Origin of the sequence: Nonomuraea sp. NPDC000554, assembly GCF_040300065.1 — a bacterium.
Lineage (GTDB): Bacteria > Actinomycetota > Actinomycetes > Streptosporangiales > Streptosporangiaceae > Nonomuraea.
Genome location: NZ_JBEPDC010000017.1, coordinates 22,814 through 40,328, shown reverse-complemented (window position 1 = coordinate 40,328; position 17,515 = coordinate 22,814). Strand labels below are relative to the sequence as shown.

At 66.7% G+C, this 17,515-nt stretch carries 14 protein-coding genes and 2 pseudogenes; 14 read left to right on the top strand and 2 right to left on the bottom strand.

Going from position 1 to position 17,515, the window contains the following annotated elements:
• The first annotated feature begins 334 nt into the window (after positions 1-334).
• From ABT294_RS29195 to ABT294_RS29145, 11 genes and pseudogenes are all read left to right on the top strand, one after another.
• Entirely contained in the window at positions 335-733 is a 399-nt protein-coding gene (locus ABT294_RS29195) for a hypothetical protein (protein WP_350809490.1), read from the top strand.
• Between the two features lie 181 nt (positions 734-914).
• Positions 915-2,066 (top strand): hypothetical protein, encoded by a 1,152-nt coding sequence (locus tag ABT294_RS29190; RefSeq protein ID WP_350809489.1) that lies wholly within the window; start codon positions 915-917, stop codon positions 2,064-2,066.
• A gap of 466 nt (positions 2,067-2,532) precedes the next feature.
• On the top strand, positions 2,533-3,645 hold the full coding sequence (locus ABT294_RS29185) for a hypothetical protein (RefSeq protein ID WP_350809488.1): 1,113 nt from the start codon (positions 2,533-2,535) through the stop codon (positions 3,643-3,645).
• Entirely contained in the window at positions 3,642-3,827 is a 186-nt protein-coding gene (locus tag ABT294_RS29180) for a response regulator transcription factor (protein WP_502912152.1), read from the top strand. The genes ABT294_RS29185 and ABT294_RS29180 overlap by 4 nt, the downstream gene beginning before the upstream one ends.
• A gap of 349 nt (positions 3,828-4,176) precedes the next feature.
• A complete protein-coding gene (locus tag ABT294_RS29175) occupies positions 4,177-4,551 on the top strand; it encodes a hypothetical protein (RefSeq protein ID WP_350809487.1) in 375 nt (124 codons plus the stop codon).
• A 413-nt stretch (positions 4,552-4,964) separates the two neighbouring features.
• The gene (locus ABT294_RS29170; RefSeq protein ID WP_350809661.1) at positions 4,965-8,459 is read left to right on the top strand and encodes a protein kinase domain-containing protein; all 3,495 of its coding nucleotides are present in this window, start codon (positions 4,965-4,967) and stop codon (positions 8,457-8,459) included.
• A gap of 968 nt (positions 8,460-9,427) precedes the next feature.
• Positions 9,428-9,733 carry a hypothetical protein gene (locus tag ABT294_RS29165; protein ID WP_350809486.1) on the top strand — a complete coding sequence of 102 codons (306 nt, stop codon included), beginning with the start codon at positions 9,428-9,430 and terminating at the stop codon, positions 9,731-9,733.
• Positions 9,734-9,747: 14 nt separating this feature from the next.
• Positions 9,748-10,065 (top strand): hypothetical protein, encoded by a 318-nt coding sequence (locus tag ABT294_RS29160; RefSeq protein ID WP_350809485.1) that lies wholly within the window; start codon positions 9,748-9,750, stop codon positions 10,063-10,065.
• A gap of 339 nt (positions 10,066-10,404) precedes the next feature.
• Positions 10,405-11,198 (top strand): annotated as a pseudogene (locus ABT294_RS29155) (IS5 family transposase).
• A gap of 864 nt (positions 11,199-12,062) precedes the next feature.
• Positions 12,063-12,428 (top strand): AMP-binding protein, encoded by a 366-nt coding sequence (locus tag ABT294_RS29150; protein ID WP_350809484.1) that lies wholly within the window; start codon positions 12,063-12,065, stop codon positions 12,426-12,428.
• Positions 12,429-13,248: 820 nt separating this feature from the next.
• Positions 13,249-13,665, top strand: coding sequence for a hypothetical protein (locus ABT294_RS29145; protein WP_350809483.1), 417 nt, complete (start codon positions 13,249-13,251; stop codon positions 13,663-13,665).
• A gap of 202 nt (positions 13,666-13,867) precedes the next feature.
• Here the strand turns inward: ABT294_RS29145 and ABT294_RS29140 are convergent.
• Positions 13,868-13,981: pseudogene (locus tag ABT294_RS29140) on the bottom strand (transposase); the annotation flags it as partial.
• Positions 13,982-13,984: 3 nt separating this feature from the next.
• Positions 13,985-14,419, bottom strand: coding sequence for an aromatic-ring hydroxylase C-terminal domain-containing protein (locus tag ABT294_RS29135; RefSeq protein WP_350809482.1), 435 nt, complete (start codon positions 14,417-14,419; stop codon positions 13,985-13,987).
• A gap of 221 nt (positions 14,420-14,640) precedes the next feature.
• On the opposite strand from ABT294_RS29135, the gene ABT294_RS29130 reads away from it, so the two are divergent.
• The 3 genes from ABT294_RS29130 to ABT294_RS29120 all read left to right on the top strand — a co-directional run bounded on the left by ABT294_RS29130 (position 14,641) and on the right by ABT294_RS29120 (position 17,384).
• Complete coding sequence (locus tag ABT294_RS29130) at positions 14,641-15,483, top strand: integrase core domain-containing protein (RefSeq protein WP_350809660.1); 843 nt, start codon at positions 14,641-14,643, stop codon at positions 15,481-15,483.
• Positions 15,484-15,684: 201 nt separating this feature from the next.
• Positions 15,685-16,485 (top strand): helix-turn-helix domain-containing protein, encoded by an 801-nt coding sequence (locus tag ABT294_RS29125; RefSeq protein ID WP_350809481.1) that lies wholly within the window; start codon positions 15,685-15,687, stop codon positions 16,483-16,485.
• A 65-nt stretch (positions 16,486-16,550) separates the two neighbouring features.
• Complete coding sequence (locus tag ABT294_RS29120) at positions 16,551-17,384, top strand: ester cyclase (RefSeq protein ID WP_350809480.1); 834 nt, start codon at positions 16,551-16,553, stop codon at positions 17,382-17,384.
• Positions 17,385-17,515 lie beyond the last annotated feature (131 nt).

Genomic DNA, 17,515 nt, shown 5'->3' with positions numbered 1-17,515 from the left:
ACTACGCGCCGTCCCGGATCCGATCATCGATCCAGCCCAGCCGACGAGACCGGCTCGGCGGCGTCCTCCACGAATACTCACATGCCGCTTGAACTGCACGGACGAGGTTTCGGCTCGGCCAAGGCGACACGTTCTTCACGCCTGTCAGCGCGCACGCCGATCACCACCAGCAGGCATAGCTTGCGCTCCTCCAGCGGGACGTCGACGTGGATGCCATCGACCGGGGCGTGGGCCGGCCTGCTCCCCGCCCCCTCAACGAATACTCAACACGTTCTCAACACCGCCCGGCGCACCATGTGGATCGCCAGCTGATCAACGGGACGAAGGAGGCACCATGCGGTCCGGGACCAAGTCAGTAGGAATGCTGGTTACGACCGGCGCGATCATGGCGGCGGCACTCGTGAACGGGCCGGCCGCGTCGGCCACCCCATCTCCGTGTTCCGTGTACGACGCCTCCATCTCCAACCTGGACGGCGGCTACGGCGTGATGAAGGGCTCCTACAACCTCAAGAAGGGGCCCTACGCGGACCGGTGCGGGAACGTGACCAGGCTCGGCAGGGGCCGGGTCATCTACTTTCACTGCTGGGTGAAGAACGGGCGCGGCAACCTCTGGGTCTATGGCCGGGTGAAGGGAACGGGGACGTACGGCTGGATGTCGATCGACAACTTCAGTTCCATCCGTCACTCGAACTACGAGACGTGCAGGCCGAACGCCGATCGCGATCACACATAGCAGAGCCCCTCGTGAGAATCAAGAACCAGGGCCATCACCTTCATCCTGGCGGCGGGTCTGCTCGTCCCCGGACCAGGAATGCCCTCTCGAAACCACTCGCTTTCATCGGCAACTTGATGAGGTGAAGGCCTGCCAAAGCCCTTTGTGCGAAGCGGGCCGAAATTGGACAGGGGAGAGACGAATGGTTGACACGCCGAGAGCAACGGCGACCCTTCTCTCGCTGGTCTTGGCAGCAAGCCTCGTTGCCTGTTCCTCAGCCAGCGAAGAGCGCGGGCCGGGCGAAAACGCCGGTCAGAGATCTTCGGAGACTGCCACCAGCGGAGACTTCACCCAGCAGAACATGATCATTACGGCTGTCTGCTCGCCGGGAAACGGCAGCGGCGGAGTCATCGACGTCGATGGCTGGAACCCGCAAAGCTGGAAGCACCTGGCGCATGCGCGGTTCCAACTGCCGGACACGGCGATTGTCGAGTCCGACAGGGCCACGCCGAACACCGCCGTGAGGCAACTGTGCGAGCCCGATGAGCTGCCCGCTGATGCCGGGGATGTGGCAGCCATCCGATCGCTCTTCGACCAGGACTTCACGAAGATGGCCGTGGTCACCCAGGACCCGCAGACCGCGGCGACTCATGTGGGGTACGTCGACCGTGCGGGCAAGTTCACCGATCTGACCGGGAACGAGGAATTCGGCAACACTCCGCACGAGCACAACGCGGCCTTCTCACGGGACGGGAGCGCGGTCTGGTTCACGTACGAGGTAGCCGACCAGCCTGGGATCTCAACCAAGGACCGGGTCGCGAGTCGAGCGCTTGCCGGGGACCACAAGGCGGTCGACCGGTTGGAGATCGGGATGGTCGGCGAGAGCAACCTCATCATGGTGGGCAGAACGCCGAGCAGGGCGGTGCTGGCCGGCAGCGCCTTCCTCTCACCGGACGGCAAACGCCTCCTGGCGGAAGGTCACGTCCTGGACGTCCCGGCGGAGGGCCAAGGGGTGGGCCCGGACCTCGTGGACGAGGGCAGAGACATCTCTTGCGGCAGCGGCGGCTGGCTCGACAACGACACGGTGCTGTGCAGCGCGGATGGCAGGTTCGCCGCGCTGAACATCGCCTCGGGGGCGGAGCCTGGGGTGCCCATAGTCCCCAGCAACGACTACAACAACCACGCCATGGTGATCTCCCCTGACGGTCAGAGATTCGCGTTTCTCTCCGAGAAAGGGGCCGCGATAGATTACTACCTCTGCGACACCAAGCCGGGATCCACGCCCCAGAAGGTCGAGCGAGCCGGGGAGTTCTCCACGCTCGGCGACACTGCGGCGTTCATTGAGTGGCGTTGAATGAGGGTGCCTCCGGCGGGGACTCCCGGCCCCCTCTTCGCCATGCCGAGCGGAGTTCCTGGGGTTTCATCTTCGCTGCTGTCCAGGACGCGAGGCCTTGCCCGATCACGGCACCATGATCCTGCCCTGTTCGGTCATCAGAAATTGATCGCGTTCGCATGGCGGGCAATGGGTGAGAGCAACCGTGCCAGATCCATGGCCTGTTCAGGTCCAAAACGTCCCCGGACATTACGGCGATCTCAGCGATCGAACCGACCGATACGTTCTGTTTTCATGGAGGATTCGCGTGAATCGGCCCAGGTGCGTACTCGTGGCAGTGGTGGCCGCCGGTCTTCTCACCTCCTGCGGAGGAGGTGCGGGAAGCGATGACTCGGGAAGGTCGCACGGACCCCGGACCAGCACGCCGGCACCGACGCCGTCCTCGTCCGCCTCCCCTGAGCGTGTCGCGCCGAGAACGCAACTGTCGGTGCCCAGCCTCTATGACACTTCCCGCGGCTGGGAGTCAGACCTGCCGGGGGACCAGCTCACCCTGCCGCACTCCGGGGCGGTCGCCGTCTTCCGGCAGGGCGGCAAGAACGACGGCACCTTCACTGTCCTGGACGTGACCAGCGGCCAAAGCCTGTGGAAGAGCGAGGTGAAGGGCCCCGGCCTGATGTCAGCCCTCTCGGTCACCGTGCAGGGAAAGGACTACCTGGTCGCCTCCGCGTCCGGCTTACAGGGCGCCGACGTGGTCAGCAAGGGCCGGCAGGTCACCACGATCGACATCTTCCCCGCCCGTGCCGCTGGAGACGGCGTCAAGGCGGCTCACCATCTCGAACTGGACGGCGAGGGTGCGGTCACCGACGGCGGTGGCGGGCTGTTGGTGAGCCTGGACAACGATGTGGTAGTGACCGTGGAGCCGGCCACAGGCGCGACGAAGACGTACGACCTGCGCAAGATGAGACCTCCAGCCAGCGAGTGCAAGCTGTGTTTCGGCTCGACCAAGGCCGTGGCGGTCACCCCTCGTGGGCCGCTGCTGGCTACCAACACCCAGCCCAGCCGCCACTACTGGGTGCCGGGAGCCTGGGCGGGCGGAACTCTCACCACCAACAGCGATCACAAGATCTTCATCGCCCCGGTCAAGGACTCCCTCGTCGCGCAGTGGCGCGACGAAGGCGCGCCCAACGACACGTGGGCCGTCCTGGACCCCGCCACGGGAAGGGTCCGCGCCAAGGTCGACTGCGCGCCGGATCAGCGCGTGACGGCCGACGACTCCAAGGGGGCCTCCCTGTCTGCCGGCGGACGCTATCTCGTCCGCAGCCACACGGCCTTCGACCTGGGCAAAGGCACCGGCCACTGCTTCGAGGAGACAGACCAGGACAAGCCGGTCCATCTCAGCGGTGTGACCGATGACGGCGTCGCTTTCGGTATCGGCGCCTCGACTGCCGACCAGGCCGACGCGCGGGTCACCATCGACCTCGCCACAGGCCAGGTCCAGCCCGGCGACTACATCGTGACTCCCTTCGGCGACTACTCCGGATACGGTCTGTTCTGGGACGACTCCACAAACACCATGGTCGCCTATCCACGTGCCAAGTGACCTCACGCGCACGCTGCACGCCGGCGAACGCCGCCCGGCTGTGCGTCAGCGAGGCCACGGTCAAGACTCACCTCAACCGGGCCATGACGAAGCTGAACCTGAGCAGCCGCGCGCAGGCGGTGGCCATGGCGTACGAGTCCGGCCTGGTCATCCCAGGTCGGGAGATCGCCACGCCCGTATGACGTCTGAACTGCCAACTCTCCTCACGAAGCAGGACGACGGTGCCGACATCGAGCCGAATGCCCACGAGAGAGGAGCCGTCCACGAGGGCCGGCTTGACGTTCTCCGACGCGCCGCTCCTGCTCCTCTTACGTGTGTCTTCGCGCGGCTTCCGCCAGGCCGTCATCCCCCCAGCCGTTCTCTCCGGCCGCCCCTGCCTGACGACAGATGTTCCACCGCCCGGCCAGGCGCGCGAAGGTGGCCTGGCCATCACATTCACCGTTGCCTGGTCAGCGGTCTGACGGATCCTCAACAGATCCTCAACACGACCGATCTACCCTCGTCCCATACCGATCGAGATGGGAAGTGGTCATGGGCAGGCTTTCGCGGTTCGGGCTCGTCGCCGCAGGCGTGGTGGTGGGCGGCGCGCTCGCCTGGGGCGGGGTCGCGGCGGCGGGCCGGCTGTCGGGGCCCGCGGTCACCGTTGTGAAGGAGAGCAGGCAAGTCCCCAAGGGTTATCTCTCCACGAACGTGGTGTGCCCGCCGGAGCAGCACGCCATCGGCGGCGGCTACGCCTACCGCGGAGACCACGACCTGGAGAATCCTGTGACCGTCGAGGTGAACGCGCCCGAGACCACCAGCGACAAGCCGGGGAGCGTGGCCGACGCCTGGGGTCTGTTCTTCCTCAACCCCAAGAGCAAGACGATCACCGTCGAGGTTTCGGTGATTTGCGTCCCCATCGGCTAGCCCCAATGCCGATCAGTTGGATGACGTTCCGTAGCGGATGGCGATCGCCAACGCCACTGGCCGTTCGGTTGCTCAACCCGAACCAAGACGGCATCCCATCACGGCGCGAACAGGACGCGGGATTCGAGATCGAGATGCGTGGTCTCCGCTCGGCAGGACCCTGTCCCTCATTGAGGATCGCGGCGCCTCTGCGGACTGCGAGCGTGCTTGCGGGACCTGTTGTTGTCTGCGGCGGTCGGTAGGGGCCATGGGCCGTTCGTCTCAGGACGTGGCGGGCGCGGCAACCTGCGCAGCCGCTCAGTCGTCAGCGGCCTTCCCGCGTTCAATAGGAACAACGCCAGCAGCCCCAGGATGCGAAATTTCCACCCGCGCCTTCCTTCGAGGAGGAGATTTGGATCAGAATGGCACACTTGATGACTCCTCTCACTCCCGCGGACCCGCACCGCCTCGGCGGCTACTGGCTCGCCGGCCGGCTGGGCGCGGGCGGCCAGGGCGTCGTCTACGAGGGCTACGGGGAGGCGGGAGAGCGGGTCGCGATCAAGGTCCCCAGGTACGACAGCGCCGAATCACGCGCCAGACTCGCGAAGGAGGCGGCGGCTGCCCAGCGGGTGGCCTCGTTCTGCACCGCCAAGGTGATCGAGGCACAGGTCGATTCGGCGCCGCTGTACATCGTCAGCGAGTTCGTGCCAGGGCCGAGCCTGAGGCGGGTGGTGGCGGAGTCGGGGTCGTACGAGAAGGACGCGCTGCGCCGGCTGGCGATCGGGGTGGCGACCGCGCTGACCGCCATCCACCAGGGCGGGATTGTGCATCGCGATCTCAAACCGGACAACATCATCATGGGGCCGGACGGGCCGCGCGTGATCGATTTCGGTGTGGCCCGTGAGGTGGGGCCGACGACGAGCGGGCCGATCATGGGCACGCCCGGATACATACCGCCGGAGGTGTTCTCGGGGCGGGGCGCGAGCGAGGCGGCCGACCTGTGGGCATGGGCGATGGTGGTGCTGTTCGCAGCCCGGGGCAAGGACGTGATCGAGGCGGGGGATCCGACCGCCGTCATCGGGCGGGTGATGGAGTTCGAGCCGGACGTGTGCGGCCTGCCTGAACCCCTGGATGAGTTGGTGGCCGCAGCGCTTGCCCGGGATCCCACGGAGCGGCCGGCCGCCGGGGAGGTGCTGCTGCGGCTGCTGGGCCATGGCGGCGAGGCGCCGCTCCGCCGCGGCGACGACCTGCTCGAACGCGGCCTTACGCAGGCGGGTGCCCTGACCGGACGGCCCGAGCCCGACCTGGGCGCGATCGCGGAGGAGCTCTACGGCGAGCTGACCGAGGCCGAGCGTGCGACCGCGCCCGAGGTGTTCCTGCGGATGATCGACGGCGACGAACTCCGGCCCGTCGGCAGGGACGAGCTGCCGGACTCGCAGGCCGTGGACGCGATGCTCACCGTGTTCGGCGCCGCGGGCCTGGTCACACGGTCCGGCGCCGCGTACGAACTGGCCACGCCCGGCCTCCTGCACGCCTGGCCCCGGCTGCGCGACTGGGTGGCGGGCAACCGCGAAGGGCTGCCCGTCCACCGGCGACTCGCCGAGGCGGCCGCGCTGTGGAATGAGCACGGCAGAAGACCGGCCGACCTGCTGCACGGCTCAGCACTCGACCAGACGCTGCAGTGGGCCGCCACCGCGCACAAGGACCTCACACTGGGACGGCGCGAACGCGAGTTCCTCGACGAGGCGGTGAGCCTGGCCCGTACGAGGGCGAGGAGACGCCGTCTGGTCGCGGCGGCCCTGGCCGTACTGCTCGTGGTCGCGCTCGGCGGGCTCGGCACCGCGGAGTACCTGCGCAGGCAGTCGAGCCGCCAGCGCGACGAGGCGCTGGCGCGGGAGCTCGCACTGCGAGCCGCCGACCTGCGGCAGAGCGACCCTCAGCTCGCGAAGCTGCTGAGCGTGGCCGGCTGGCGGCTGAGCCCGGAGCTGCCCGAGACCCGCGGCGCGCTCTACGACTCGCTCTCTCAGACCCCGACCTCCGTCTTCCTCGACCCCGACTTCACGGCCGCGACCGTGCAGAACCTCAGCCAGGATGGCCGTGTGCTCGTGTCCGTGGACGGCGGGACAGCCAGGATCTGGGACGTCACCGGCCAACGGCGGACCGGCGTGCTGTCCGGGGTGAGCGCGGAGGTGTCCCAAGCCGCGCTCGCCCCCGACGGGCACACCCTGGCCCTCCTCGACCACGAGAAGGTACGGCTGTGGGACACGCGCACCGGAAGACCGCTCGGCGCCACCATCGCCCGTCAAGGCAGGCAATCGGGCGGCGGCACACTGAGCTTCGACAGCTCCGGGCACTACCTCGCCATCCCCTGGGGAGCGAAAGCCCTGCCCGAGTGGTGGGACGTCGCCAAGCGTAAGCAGCTCACCGCTCCCTCGGGAGCCGCGCTCAACGCGATCAGCCGGGACGGCCGCTTCGGCTACGTGGTGAAGAGCCATGACGCGGAGTTGTGGGACCTGCGCCGGGGCAAGAGGACGCCGATCCCGCCGACCGAGCAGGACAAGGGCGTCATCAACCAGACCACCTTCAGCGACGACGGCAAGATGATGATGACCACGGAGCTTGTGAATTCGGAAGAGAAGAGCAGGATCCGTATGTTCGAGGTGCCGTCCGGTGCGGAGGTGATGGGCCAGGACCGGGTAGGCCCGGAGGCCGGTTTCGTCTTCGGCGATGCTTTCATCGCCCACTGGGGCAGCCGGGAGCAACTGACCTTTCAGCGGCGCTTCACCTATGACACGGTGTACAGCCAGGCCATGCCCGCCTTCTTCGGCGGGCTCCACTTCGACCTCGCCGACCGGGCCGTCCGCTATCTGGATGAACACGGTGCCGTCCACACCGAGGACGTCTCGATGGTGTTCGACCCGCCGATCGGCGGCGGCGAGAGCGGGGACGTACGGCTGGCTCCCTCCACGCGCGTGCTGGCCGCGATCTGGGAGGACCGGATAGAGGTCAGGGACGCGGCGACGGGCCGCGCTTTGATGAAACTGACCAGCCGGTCGGGCGGTGGCGGCGCGACCGCCTTCAGTCCCGACGGCCGCCGGCTCGCCCTGGCCGCCGACGACACAGTCCACATCGCGGATCTGCCCGGGTATGCGGATCTGCCCGGGTATAAGGTGTCGGCCCGGCTCAAGCTGGGGGGCGGCGTCGAGCAGGGCGCCCAGGCGCTGGCGTTCAGTCCGGACGGACGCACGCTGGCCGTGTCGCGCTACGGGAAACACGGTCGCGTTGAACTGTGGGACCTGGAACGCGGATCTCGACGAGCGGAGACCGGGACGGGCGCGAACGACCTCGCCTTCCGCCCTGACGGACGGCTGCTCGTGACCGGAAACCCGCTCCAGCTCATCGATCCGGAGAAGGGCGCCACCCGGCCTCCCGAACAGGGCACCGGGCAGCTCGCCGGCGCCTTCGCCTTCAGCCCGGACGGTCGGCAGGTGGCCTTCTCCGGGCCCGGCCGGCTCACTCTGTGGGACGGCGACGTCAGTACCCGGATCGCGGAGTTCCCCGCGGTGCCGGGCAGCGAGGTCACCATGCTGGCCTGGTCGCCTGATGGGCGCACGATCGCGACGTACGAGAAGGGTTTGCGCGTACGTCTCTGGGACGTGCCGAGCCGGCGACCGCTGGGCGTCGTCTTCGACGGCAAGCAGGCGGCGGACGGCGCCGACGGCGGGTGGGTGGCATTCTCTGCGGACGGCACGAAACTCCACACCGCCGCCCCCGACGGCACGATCCGTGTGTTCGACGTGGACGAGCGGCACATGGCCGCGACCCTGTGCGTGCGCGCCGGTCGTACGCTCACCGCCGGTGAATGGTCCCGCTACCTGCCTGGCATCGCACCGTTCACGATGTGTCCCCAGCCAGTAGGGCCTCGGTGAATACCGGAGCAACCAGTGAGGTGGTTGAGGTCGAGGGCATCCTGGGTGCCGGGCACGCCTACCGACCGCGCCCCCATCACGCGCACCGCAGAAGCCGCCGATGTCCTGGCCTTTTCCTGAGGGCTCTTCACCAACCCACCCTCCGCAGGCGCCGGCCGGCTCGTCGAGGATGAGCTTGCCGGTGGCGATGGCGGAGCGGCCTGCCGATAAGCCGTCGACCTGAGTGACATGCCCCGGCTGTGCTGGACGCGCCAGCGCAAAACTAGCCAAGGGCCCTTCGGGGTACTGTGGCGCTCACCGTGGTGCCTTCTCCTCATACGCCATTGACGGTGAGGCAGCCGCCTATTCCTGCGAGCTCGACCCGTCTGCTACGCATACCGGCCTCATAGGGGGCAGACCAAGTACGAGAGAAATGGGTAGCTATGTCGCTGACCAGGGCGATCACATAGCCCCGCCCAGAGGCGCCGCACGGCCACGATGGTGTGCTCCGGAGCAGACGATGGCCCGACGCGATGCGGTGGGCCATCGTCGTGGTGGCGGGTCAATGGTGTCTCAGGCGGTGGCGGGCTGGAGGAGTTCGATCTCGATGGCCAGCACGCCGAGCGACTCTTTCTCGGGGCCGTAGATGCGGGGATGTTGGCCAGCTGCTGCTCTCGGAGACTGTCGGGGTTGACGTTAGCCGCAGCTCGATGACCTCCTCCACCTGGTCGCCTGGAGCTGGAGCGCCCGATTCCGGCCCACCTCAACACATCCTCAACACATCCTCAACACCGCCCGCCGCACGATGAGGATCACCAGTCGATCACACGGTAAAGGGGGGCAACATGCAGTGAAGAACCAGGACGTCGGGGGTGCTTGCGGCGGTTGGCGCGGTCAGCTCGTACAGGCTGCCGGCTACACGGCGCTGCGTAGTACGAAATTTGCGATCAGCCGCGAAGACTTAATTCGCGAAAATCTGCCTACGTGAGGTGAAGGTGAAAAGGAAAAAGCAGGCCGCCGTCATCGCTTTCAGTATCGCGCTCGGCGGCGGGGTATCGCTCGTCACCGCCCCCTCGGCCCTTGCCGACCCAGGAACCTGCGCTCGAGTAGGGGAAGGGAGCCCGGCCTACGAGGGGATGGTCTTCCCGGTGTACAACCGGTGCGGCCACACCATCAAGGTCAGGGTCAACGACGGGGCCGGCCGAACGAGTTCGTGTGGCAAGATCGCGCCGAAGGCGACGAAATCGTTCCTGGTATCGACCGGGAAGTTCTGGGCCTACGCCCAGAACTGCTGAAAGGGGATCGGCGTATGCTCATCACTGCGAAACGTGCTCTGCGTATCAAGATAGTCGTCACGAGCGCTGCCATGGTTGCCTCGACCATGGCTCTCACCGGTACGGCATCGGCGGATCCCGGATTCTGCGGTGTCCGCGTTTCGGGGCCAGACATGATTGTCGGCGGCTCGCAAGCTGGCTATGTCGTTCGTAACAAATGCACCGCAACGCACAAGTTCAAGGTCGTCCTGAACGGGAATTCCAGCATTGGCTGCTGGACGGTCGCCGGAGGAGGCCGCCGAACCTACTCCTCGGCGATTTGGACGACCAGCTGGGTTGTTCGCAACTGCTAATCCCAGGGAATAGTCAGAGAGTTGGAGGGCGTGGCGGTCTTGCCAGTGATGCAGCCTATGTGCCCGCCGAACCGCGACCATCAGAGGGCGATACCGGTATGAAGTGCTGCAGTCGAGGCCTCTTGTCGTCGTCGCAAGCGTTCGGTTGTTCGTCTCTGCGAGGCAGCCGCGCCCTTGATCATAAGTAGCAGGTCCGAACTGGTGCCGCCTTCACGAGGAGTGCGGGGGCAAGTACTGTACAGCGAGAGATCAAATCACAACAAAGATCATTCTGTTAGGACCTCTTTAGATCGTGTCTCGTTTGGTGATCAATTCGTTGGATTGATCATGGATGCGTTCATGGACCGGCTGGTTCCCGACGAGCTGTGGGAGCTGTTTCAGCGAGTGCTGCCACCGTCACCGATCCGGCCGCAGGGCGGTGGCCGGCGGCGAGCCGACAACCGCTTGATCTTGGCTGCGATCGTGTTCGTGGCGACCACCGGGTGCACCTGGCGTCAGCTCCCGCCGATCTTCGGCGCCTCCTGGCAAACGGTGCATCGCCGCTTCGTCGAGTGGAGAGAGGCCCGGGTGTGGGCCAAGCTGTATCGCATCCTGCTCGATGAGCTCGGCTCGCGCGGGCAGCTGGACTGGTCGCGATGCGCGATCGACTCCGTCAGCGTGCGGGCCGTCAAAGGGGGGACCTGACAGGCCCGAATCCTGTCGATCGCGGCAAGAAAGGGTCGAAGATCCATCTCATCACCGAGCGGTCCGGTCTGCCGATCTCTGTCGCGATCAGCGCGGCCAACACCCACGACAGCCTGGGACTAGAGCCGCTGGTACGTGCCATCCCGCCGATCCGCTCCCGCCGCGGCCCGCGCCGTCGCCGACCGGGCAAGCTGCACGGAGACAAGGGCTACGACTACCCGCACCTGCGCACCTTCCTGCGCGGGCGCGGCATCATCCCGCGCATCGCCCGCCGCGGGATCGAATCCAGCCAGCGCCTGGGCCGGCACCGCTGGGTAGTCGAACGGACGGTCTCCTGGCTGGCCGGCTGCCGCCGCTTACACCGCCGCTACTAACGCCGAGCCGACCACTTCGCCTCCTTCGTCGCCATCGCCGCAGCGCTAATTTGCTACCGCCGACTCACCAAATGAGACGTCGTCTAAAGACCGCCGAACTCGCGCAGCGGTTCCAGCGAACCCTTGCGGAGTCATCCTCGACCACCCGCAACAGCAGCGTGTGCGCTCCAACCGGCCCATGACGAACCAGACGACGAGATAGAACATCACCACGGCCGCAGCGCTCCACGCCACCTGCCTTACATACCCGTCCTCGTGATCGACGTCGGTACTGCAGCAAGGGCCGCCTTGTCGACCTCGTATGGAGGCTCCTCCGCGACACCGCCACCGGCCACTTACTCCGTCATCGACGCTGGTGGCGACCTGCGCCACACCAGACCTGGCACCCTTCGCGTCGGACTTGAGCACCCCTCGACCCACCCTGCGTGATTGGCCCGTTCGGCTCTTTCAGGGGTATCCGCCAAGGCAGAGCAACCTGCTCACCGATCGCCGGAACGCGGCTCTCATCCCCATACGCATCGGGGTGACCGGCGCCCTGTCGGCGTCGGTATCCCATCTCGTCAAGGAGGCCGTAAGGCTTGGCATGACCTGTCTGGAGACGGCCCCGGCAAGGGAATCAGTAATCGACTCTTGCTTCTCTGGCTGCTCCGATAGCGGCCTTTGCCCCTCGACGAGGACGTCTTGGTTAGTCGGCATCAGCACCTGTGTCGCTCTGCATGCCCGTTATTGCCAGAAGGAAAGCAACTCTGCGCGACCCTGATCAGGGGTCGGCATCCGTGCTGCGCCCTTGTCGTGGGCCGAGCCGCAGCGTCCCGGCCAGGCGTAACTCACGCGTAAGCAGATGTGACTCCATGGAGGAACCGCACAATGAACAGCGCAGACAGTACTGTCCGGTCCCCGGGGGCTGAGCAGCCCTTGAGCGCATGGACGGGTAGCGCTGTGGAATACCCCGCTTTCACCGTTCACGGGCTCTTCGAGCGCGTGGCCGAACAGCAAGGGGGGGCTGATGCCATCGCAGTGGTGCACGGCGCTCGGGAGGTCGGCTACGCCGAACTCGATCGGCTGGCCAACGGTGTGGCCGACTGGCTGCTGGATGTCGGAGTCCGCCCAGGCACCCCGATCGGGTTGTGCCTATCGCGTACCCCTGAGCTCTTCGCCGCGATGCTCGGAGTCCTAAAAGCCGGCGCCTGCTACATCCCGATCGACGTCGCGGACCCGGACGAGCGGTTGCGCCATATCGCGGAGCAAGCCGGCGGCATCGAGTGCTTCATCACCGACGGATCTCGGCAGGCCCTCCAACCCTAGATAACGCCTGACCATTGATCCCGCGCCCCCTTGGAATCATTCATCTAGGGTGCTATCTCTTGAGCTTGCGGGTGGAGATGATCAGGTCCGCACGGATGTCCTCCACCGATTCGCCGTTCGCGCAGTGATGGAGCGCGATGTGCAGCACGTCGTCGGTGATCACCCGCGGGCTTCCTCCGTGGTGTCCCTTGCGGGCGGTGGCATTCCCGGCCCTTCAGAGTGGCCTCGCGAATGTTCTGCGTCGGCGAATACGGGGGCGGCGAGGATGTGCTGTTCCCACGCGATCTGTCGGTCGGCTTCCGCAACGGTCAACGGCATCGCCCACGGCATCCAGCCGGACCGGCGCACCTCGACTCGCCCTAATCGCTCGCTGGCCCCAGAGGTAACAGATGGGATCAGAACGCGGTAACGTGACAGGGCCGCTCCGGCCCGGCCGAAGATGATCTACGCGAGCTCGAGCGGGCCTGTGATCAGGCCGGACACGAGCCGCCCGTCACCCCTTCTGCTTTGCCCTTCCCTTGCGCTTCTGGCGGGTCTGGCTTGACCTGCGGGGTCCAGGGGCCGATACGCGTGCCCGCTGTCGGGTCCGCCCGCATGCCTGACGCCTGCCGAAGAGCACTGTCCGAGCACCTACTCGGCCATTTCCGCCTCCCGGAAACGAGTCGAAAATCGCGAAAGCCCAGGTCAGATGGGGTGTAGGGTGGTAGGGCGCCCGGGGCTCGAACCCGGAACCTACGGATTAAAAGTCCGCAGCTATTATGCCTGACCCTGCCGTAAGCTATCCGATTGTATCATTTAGTCTGCGAATATCGCTTTCAAAATGTCTGATGATGCCGCCCTGTGTTCCTCTGTTTCGGGTGCCGAAGAGCACGAACCGAGCATGTCGACGGCGGTGGCGTTGGCCCAAAGCGACGCCGATGGCGCGCCCTTGACTATTCGCTTTGTGGTGATTCGGATCGTTTCCACTTCGAGGCGTGGCTGGAGGTCGTCAGGTCGGGAAGACATTGGCCGTGAGCACGCTGCAGATACTGTCGTTGGCGCTCTGGCAGTCGAGCGCCTGGCGGACGAAAGCAAGTCAGCTACAGACGTCTTGGATCACCTCGGCCCATGTCACGGCGCGGACGACGAAGCCATCCCCGTCCACGATGACGCCCAGGTCTCGTCCCTTCTGGTTTGTCATCTTCTTGACGGCAGGCTTCAGGATTTCTCCGACGATCAAGAAGCCATGCCCCCTTGAGCTGCATGGATGGAGTTTTCGGCAGGCGCAGGGCCGGGAGCGTGTCCGGGAGAAGTGCAAGGTCACAGAGGGGCGGCGTCTGAGCCCGGCCTATAGGCCGACTCGTCTCCCATCCCCGGCGTCCGTCGAGCGTTGGGCCTGTCGGTCCCTGTCGACGGCCGGGGAACGAGACGACGACAGCCGTCGAGCTGGCGCCGGTCAGGCGCCGGGCGCAGCCGGTCCGCACCGCATACAAGATCGCGTCCACGATGTCGCGGCGCGGGTGCTTCTCGGGCCGTCCGCCCGTGTTCGGAGTGGGAAGCAGCGGCCCGATCAGCGCTTATTGCGCGTCGGTCAGGTCGGAGGGGAAGCGGCGCTCATGGGGCACCCCATGATGATCGCGGGTGGTCACGGCGGCGCCCGCCCACTGTGCCAAGGCGTCGGCCAGGCTGGAGACGTCGGCGGCGGAACCAGCCCAGCAGACATAACCGTCAGGCCGTACCAGCACCGCGTCCGCCCCGAGTTCGCCCTGCACATGCATCCGGCCGATCCTGGCCGACCACGCCTCGGCGAACACGGCCTCGAACACGGCCTCGTCCGCGGTCGTCAGCAGCAGGCCGCGGCCGTCGCGCAGCAGCCGCGCCACGCGGTCGGGCCCGAACGACGTCATCAGGTCGAGATCAGGGACGTGGCGCCTGTGGATGCCCGAAACTCGGCCGTTGGGGTTGACCTGGGGTTCGGCGTTTCTGTTCTGGCGGGCATGATCGCTGTTCATGGCGTTGCGGTTGCTTTATCTGATCTTCGTTCGGCTCGCGGGTTGGCTGGTGCTGTCGGGGCGCTCGCAGAGGTCGAAGGAGGCGGAGATTCTGGCCTTGCGTCATCAGCTCGCGGTGTTGCGTCGGCAGGTGGCCAGGCCTCAGCTGGCGTGGGCGGATCGAGCGATGATCAGCGCGCTGGCCGCGGCTGCTGTCTCTGGAAGGTCGTCGGCGGTTGTTCGTGACGCCGGGCACGCTGCTGCGCAGGCACGCCGATCTGGTACGGCGGCGCTGGACCTTCAAGCGGCGAAGCCAGGGTCGGCCTCGCACCCGCGGCACCATCCGGGCCTTGATACTTCGTCTGGCCCGGGAGAATCCGCTGTGGGGTTACCGGCGGATCGCCGGGGAACTCGCCGCCCTGGGTTCCCGGGTCGGGGCCTCCACGGTGTGGCTGATCTTGAAGAAGGCCGGTATCGACCCGGCGCCACGACGCGCGGGGCCGACCTGGAGTGAGTTTCTGCGCGCTCAAGCAACGGGGATCTTGGCATGCGACTTCTTCCACTGTGACACCGTGCTGTTCAAACGCCTGTATTGCCTGGTCGTCATGGAAATCAGCACCCGCCGGGTGCACGTCCTCGGCGTCACCGAGCATCCGACCGGGCCCTGGGTTGCGCAGCAGGCCAGGAACCTGATGATCGAGCTGGGGGACAGAGCGGAGGGGTTCAAATTCCTCATCCATGATCGGGATACGAACTTCACCACCATGTTCGACGAAGTCTTCACGGCCGCAGGCATCCGCATTCTCAAGACGCCACCTCGAGCTCCGCGGGCCAACGCTTTCGCCGAACGCTGGATCGGCGGCCTGCGCCGAGAACTCCTCGATCGGATTCTCATCGTAAACGCCCGCCACTTACGACGCGTGCTGGCGATCTACGAGACCCACTTCAATGAGCATCGCCCGCATCGCTCCCTGGGCCAGGCCGCCCCGCTGCGAGCCCTTCCCGACCCGGTCGAGGACGATATCAAGGTCATCCGGCGTGACCGCCTCGGCGGGCTGATCCACGAATATGTGCAGGTCGCATAGGGCGGCCGAGTTCTTGACACCCACAGGGTTTTCCCGGCCATGATGAGCAGCCCTGCGCGAACCTCCCGATGTGTCCGCGGCCCTGGCCTGGCAGAATGTACGTCGTTGCGGTTACAGACTGGAGGGCCGTCAGGGTCGGTAACCCCAGCTGGCCAGAGCCGCGTGTGCGGCGGTTCAAGGTCGGGGTGGAGGTGTGTGGTCTTGCCGGGTTCCGGTCTGCCGCGGTTGGTCTTGGGCGGGGGCGCCTCGGTGTTGGTGGACTCGGATCTGGCCGAGTACGCCGAATGTACGGTTCCGGTGATCTTGCGGCATCAGGTGCGAGCGTTGTGGCAGGTTCGGGCGTTGTCGCCGGGGACGTGGCGGCATCCGGTGTTCCCGGACGGGTACAGCGATGTGGTCGTCACCGGTGCTCTGCGAGTGCTGGCGGTCGGGCCAAGCCATCGGGCGCACCACCAGCCGATCCCCGCGGAGTCGGCCGTGGTGGGGGCTCGCCTGCGGCCCGGAGCCCTGTCCATCCTGACCGGGATGACCGCAGATGACCTGTGCGGACGAGTGGTCCGGATCGGGACACTGGAACCGGCCGGACCGGCGACCGGGGACGTGATGGCCGCGCTCGTGGCCTTTCTTGGGCAGCTGACAGTGCCCCACACGCCCAGCCAGGTTCGGGCGTTGCGGGCATGTGAACTGGTGAGCACTGCGGTGCGGGCGCCGTCAATCCGCTCGGTGGCGGATGCGCTGGGGATCTCAGAACGGTCGGTCCGGTCGGTGTTCGCCGAGCATGTGGGGTTGCCACCGAGCACGTTCCATCAAATCCGGCGCCTGCAGCGGGCGCTGGTCTTGGGCGGGGCGCGCCGGTTGTCGTTGGCGGAGATCGCTCACCGCAGCGGGTACAGCGACCAGGCACACCTCTGCCGGCAGATGCGCACCCTGACCGGCCTGACCCCCGGCAGCGTGCTGTCCAACGTGGCACCGGATCCCCGGGCCCTTGATCCGGTGCGATGACCGGCGGCCCGTGGCTGCCGGATCGTTCAAGACTGCGCAGACCCCCGGACGAAAGCGTGGGGGGCGTGAACCTCACCTTCGGATACACCGTGCTGTACGTCGCCGATGTCGAACGGACGTTGGCCTTCTACATCGAGGCGTTCGGCCTGCAGCAACGGTTCTGTCACCCCGGCGGCCAGTACGCCGAACTGCACACCGGTACCACCGTGCTGGCGTTCGCCGAGCACGGGTTCGCCGTCTCCTCCGCGGCGCTGCCCACTGGGGTCAGCGCCACCCGCCCGGACGCTCCGCCGCCGGGCCTGAACCTGACTCTGCTGACCGATGACGTGCCGAGCGCACTGACCCGGGCGGTGCGTGCGGGCGCCGAGAAGGTCACCGACGTGGTGGTCAAGCCGTGGGGCCAGACCGTGGCGCTGGTACGCGACCTCGACGGTGTGCTGGTCGAGCTGGCCACCCCCACCGGCCGCGACCAGGCCACGAACACCCCTCAGGCACGTCACCTGATCGACCGGTACTTTCAGGCGTGGAACACCGGTGACCTGGACATCCTCGACGACGTCATCGCCGCCGACTACGTCAACCACAACGCCGGCATGCCTGATGTCCCACCCGGTCCGGACGGGCTGCGCCCGATCATCAGCGGGATGCGAGCCGGATTCCCCGACCTGCACTACGAGATCGAACACCTGGTGACCGACGGAGACGTCGTGGCGGTACGAACCACCGTCACCGGCACTCACACCGGGCCGCTGTTCGGGCAGCCACCCACAGGGCGGGCCTTCCGCGTCACCCAGATGCAGTTCGAACGGATCAGAGGCGGGCGCATCGTCGAGCACTGGCGCCTGACCGACGACACCACCATGACTCAGCAACTCCAGCCACCCGCCGACCCCGAATGAAACCCTGGCAGGCCGCTGTACGAGACATCCCGCCGCAGCGGCGGCGCACCCTGTACCGCGTCAAAATACAGCCACGACGGCTCTGACCTGTGGTTTGACGGGGTTCGTCCCTGCAGGAAAGATCGCGTCTT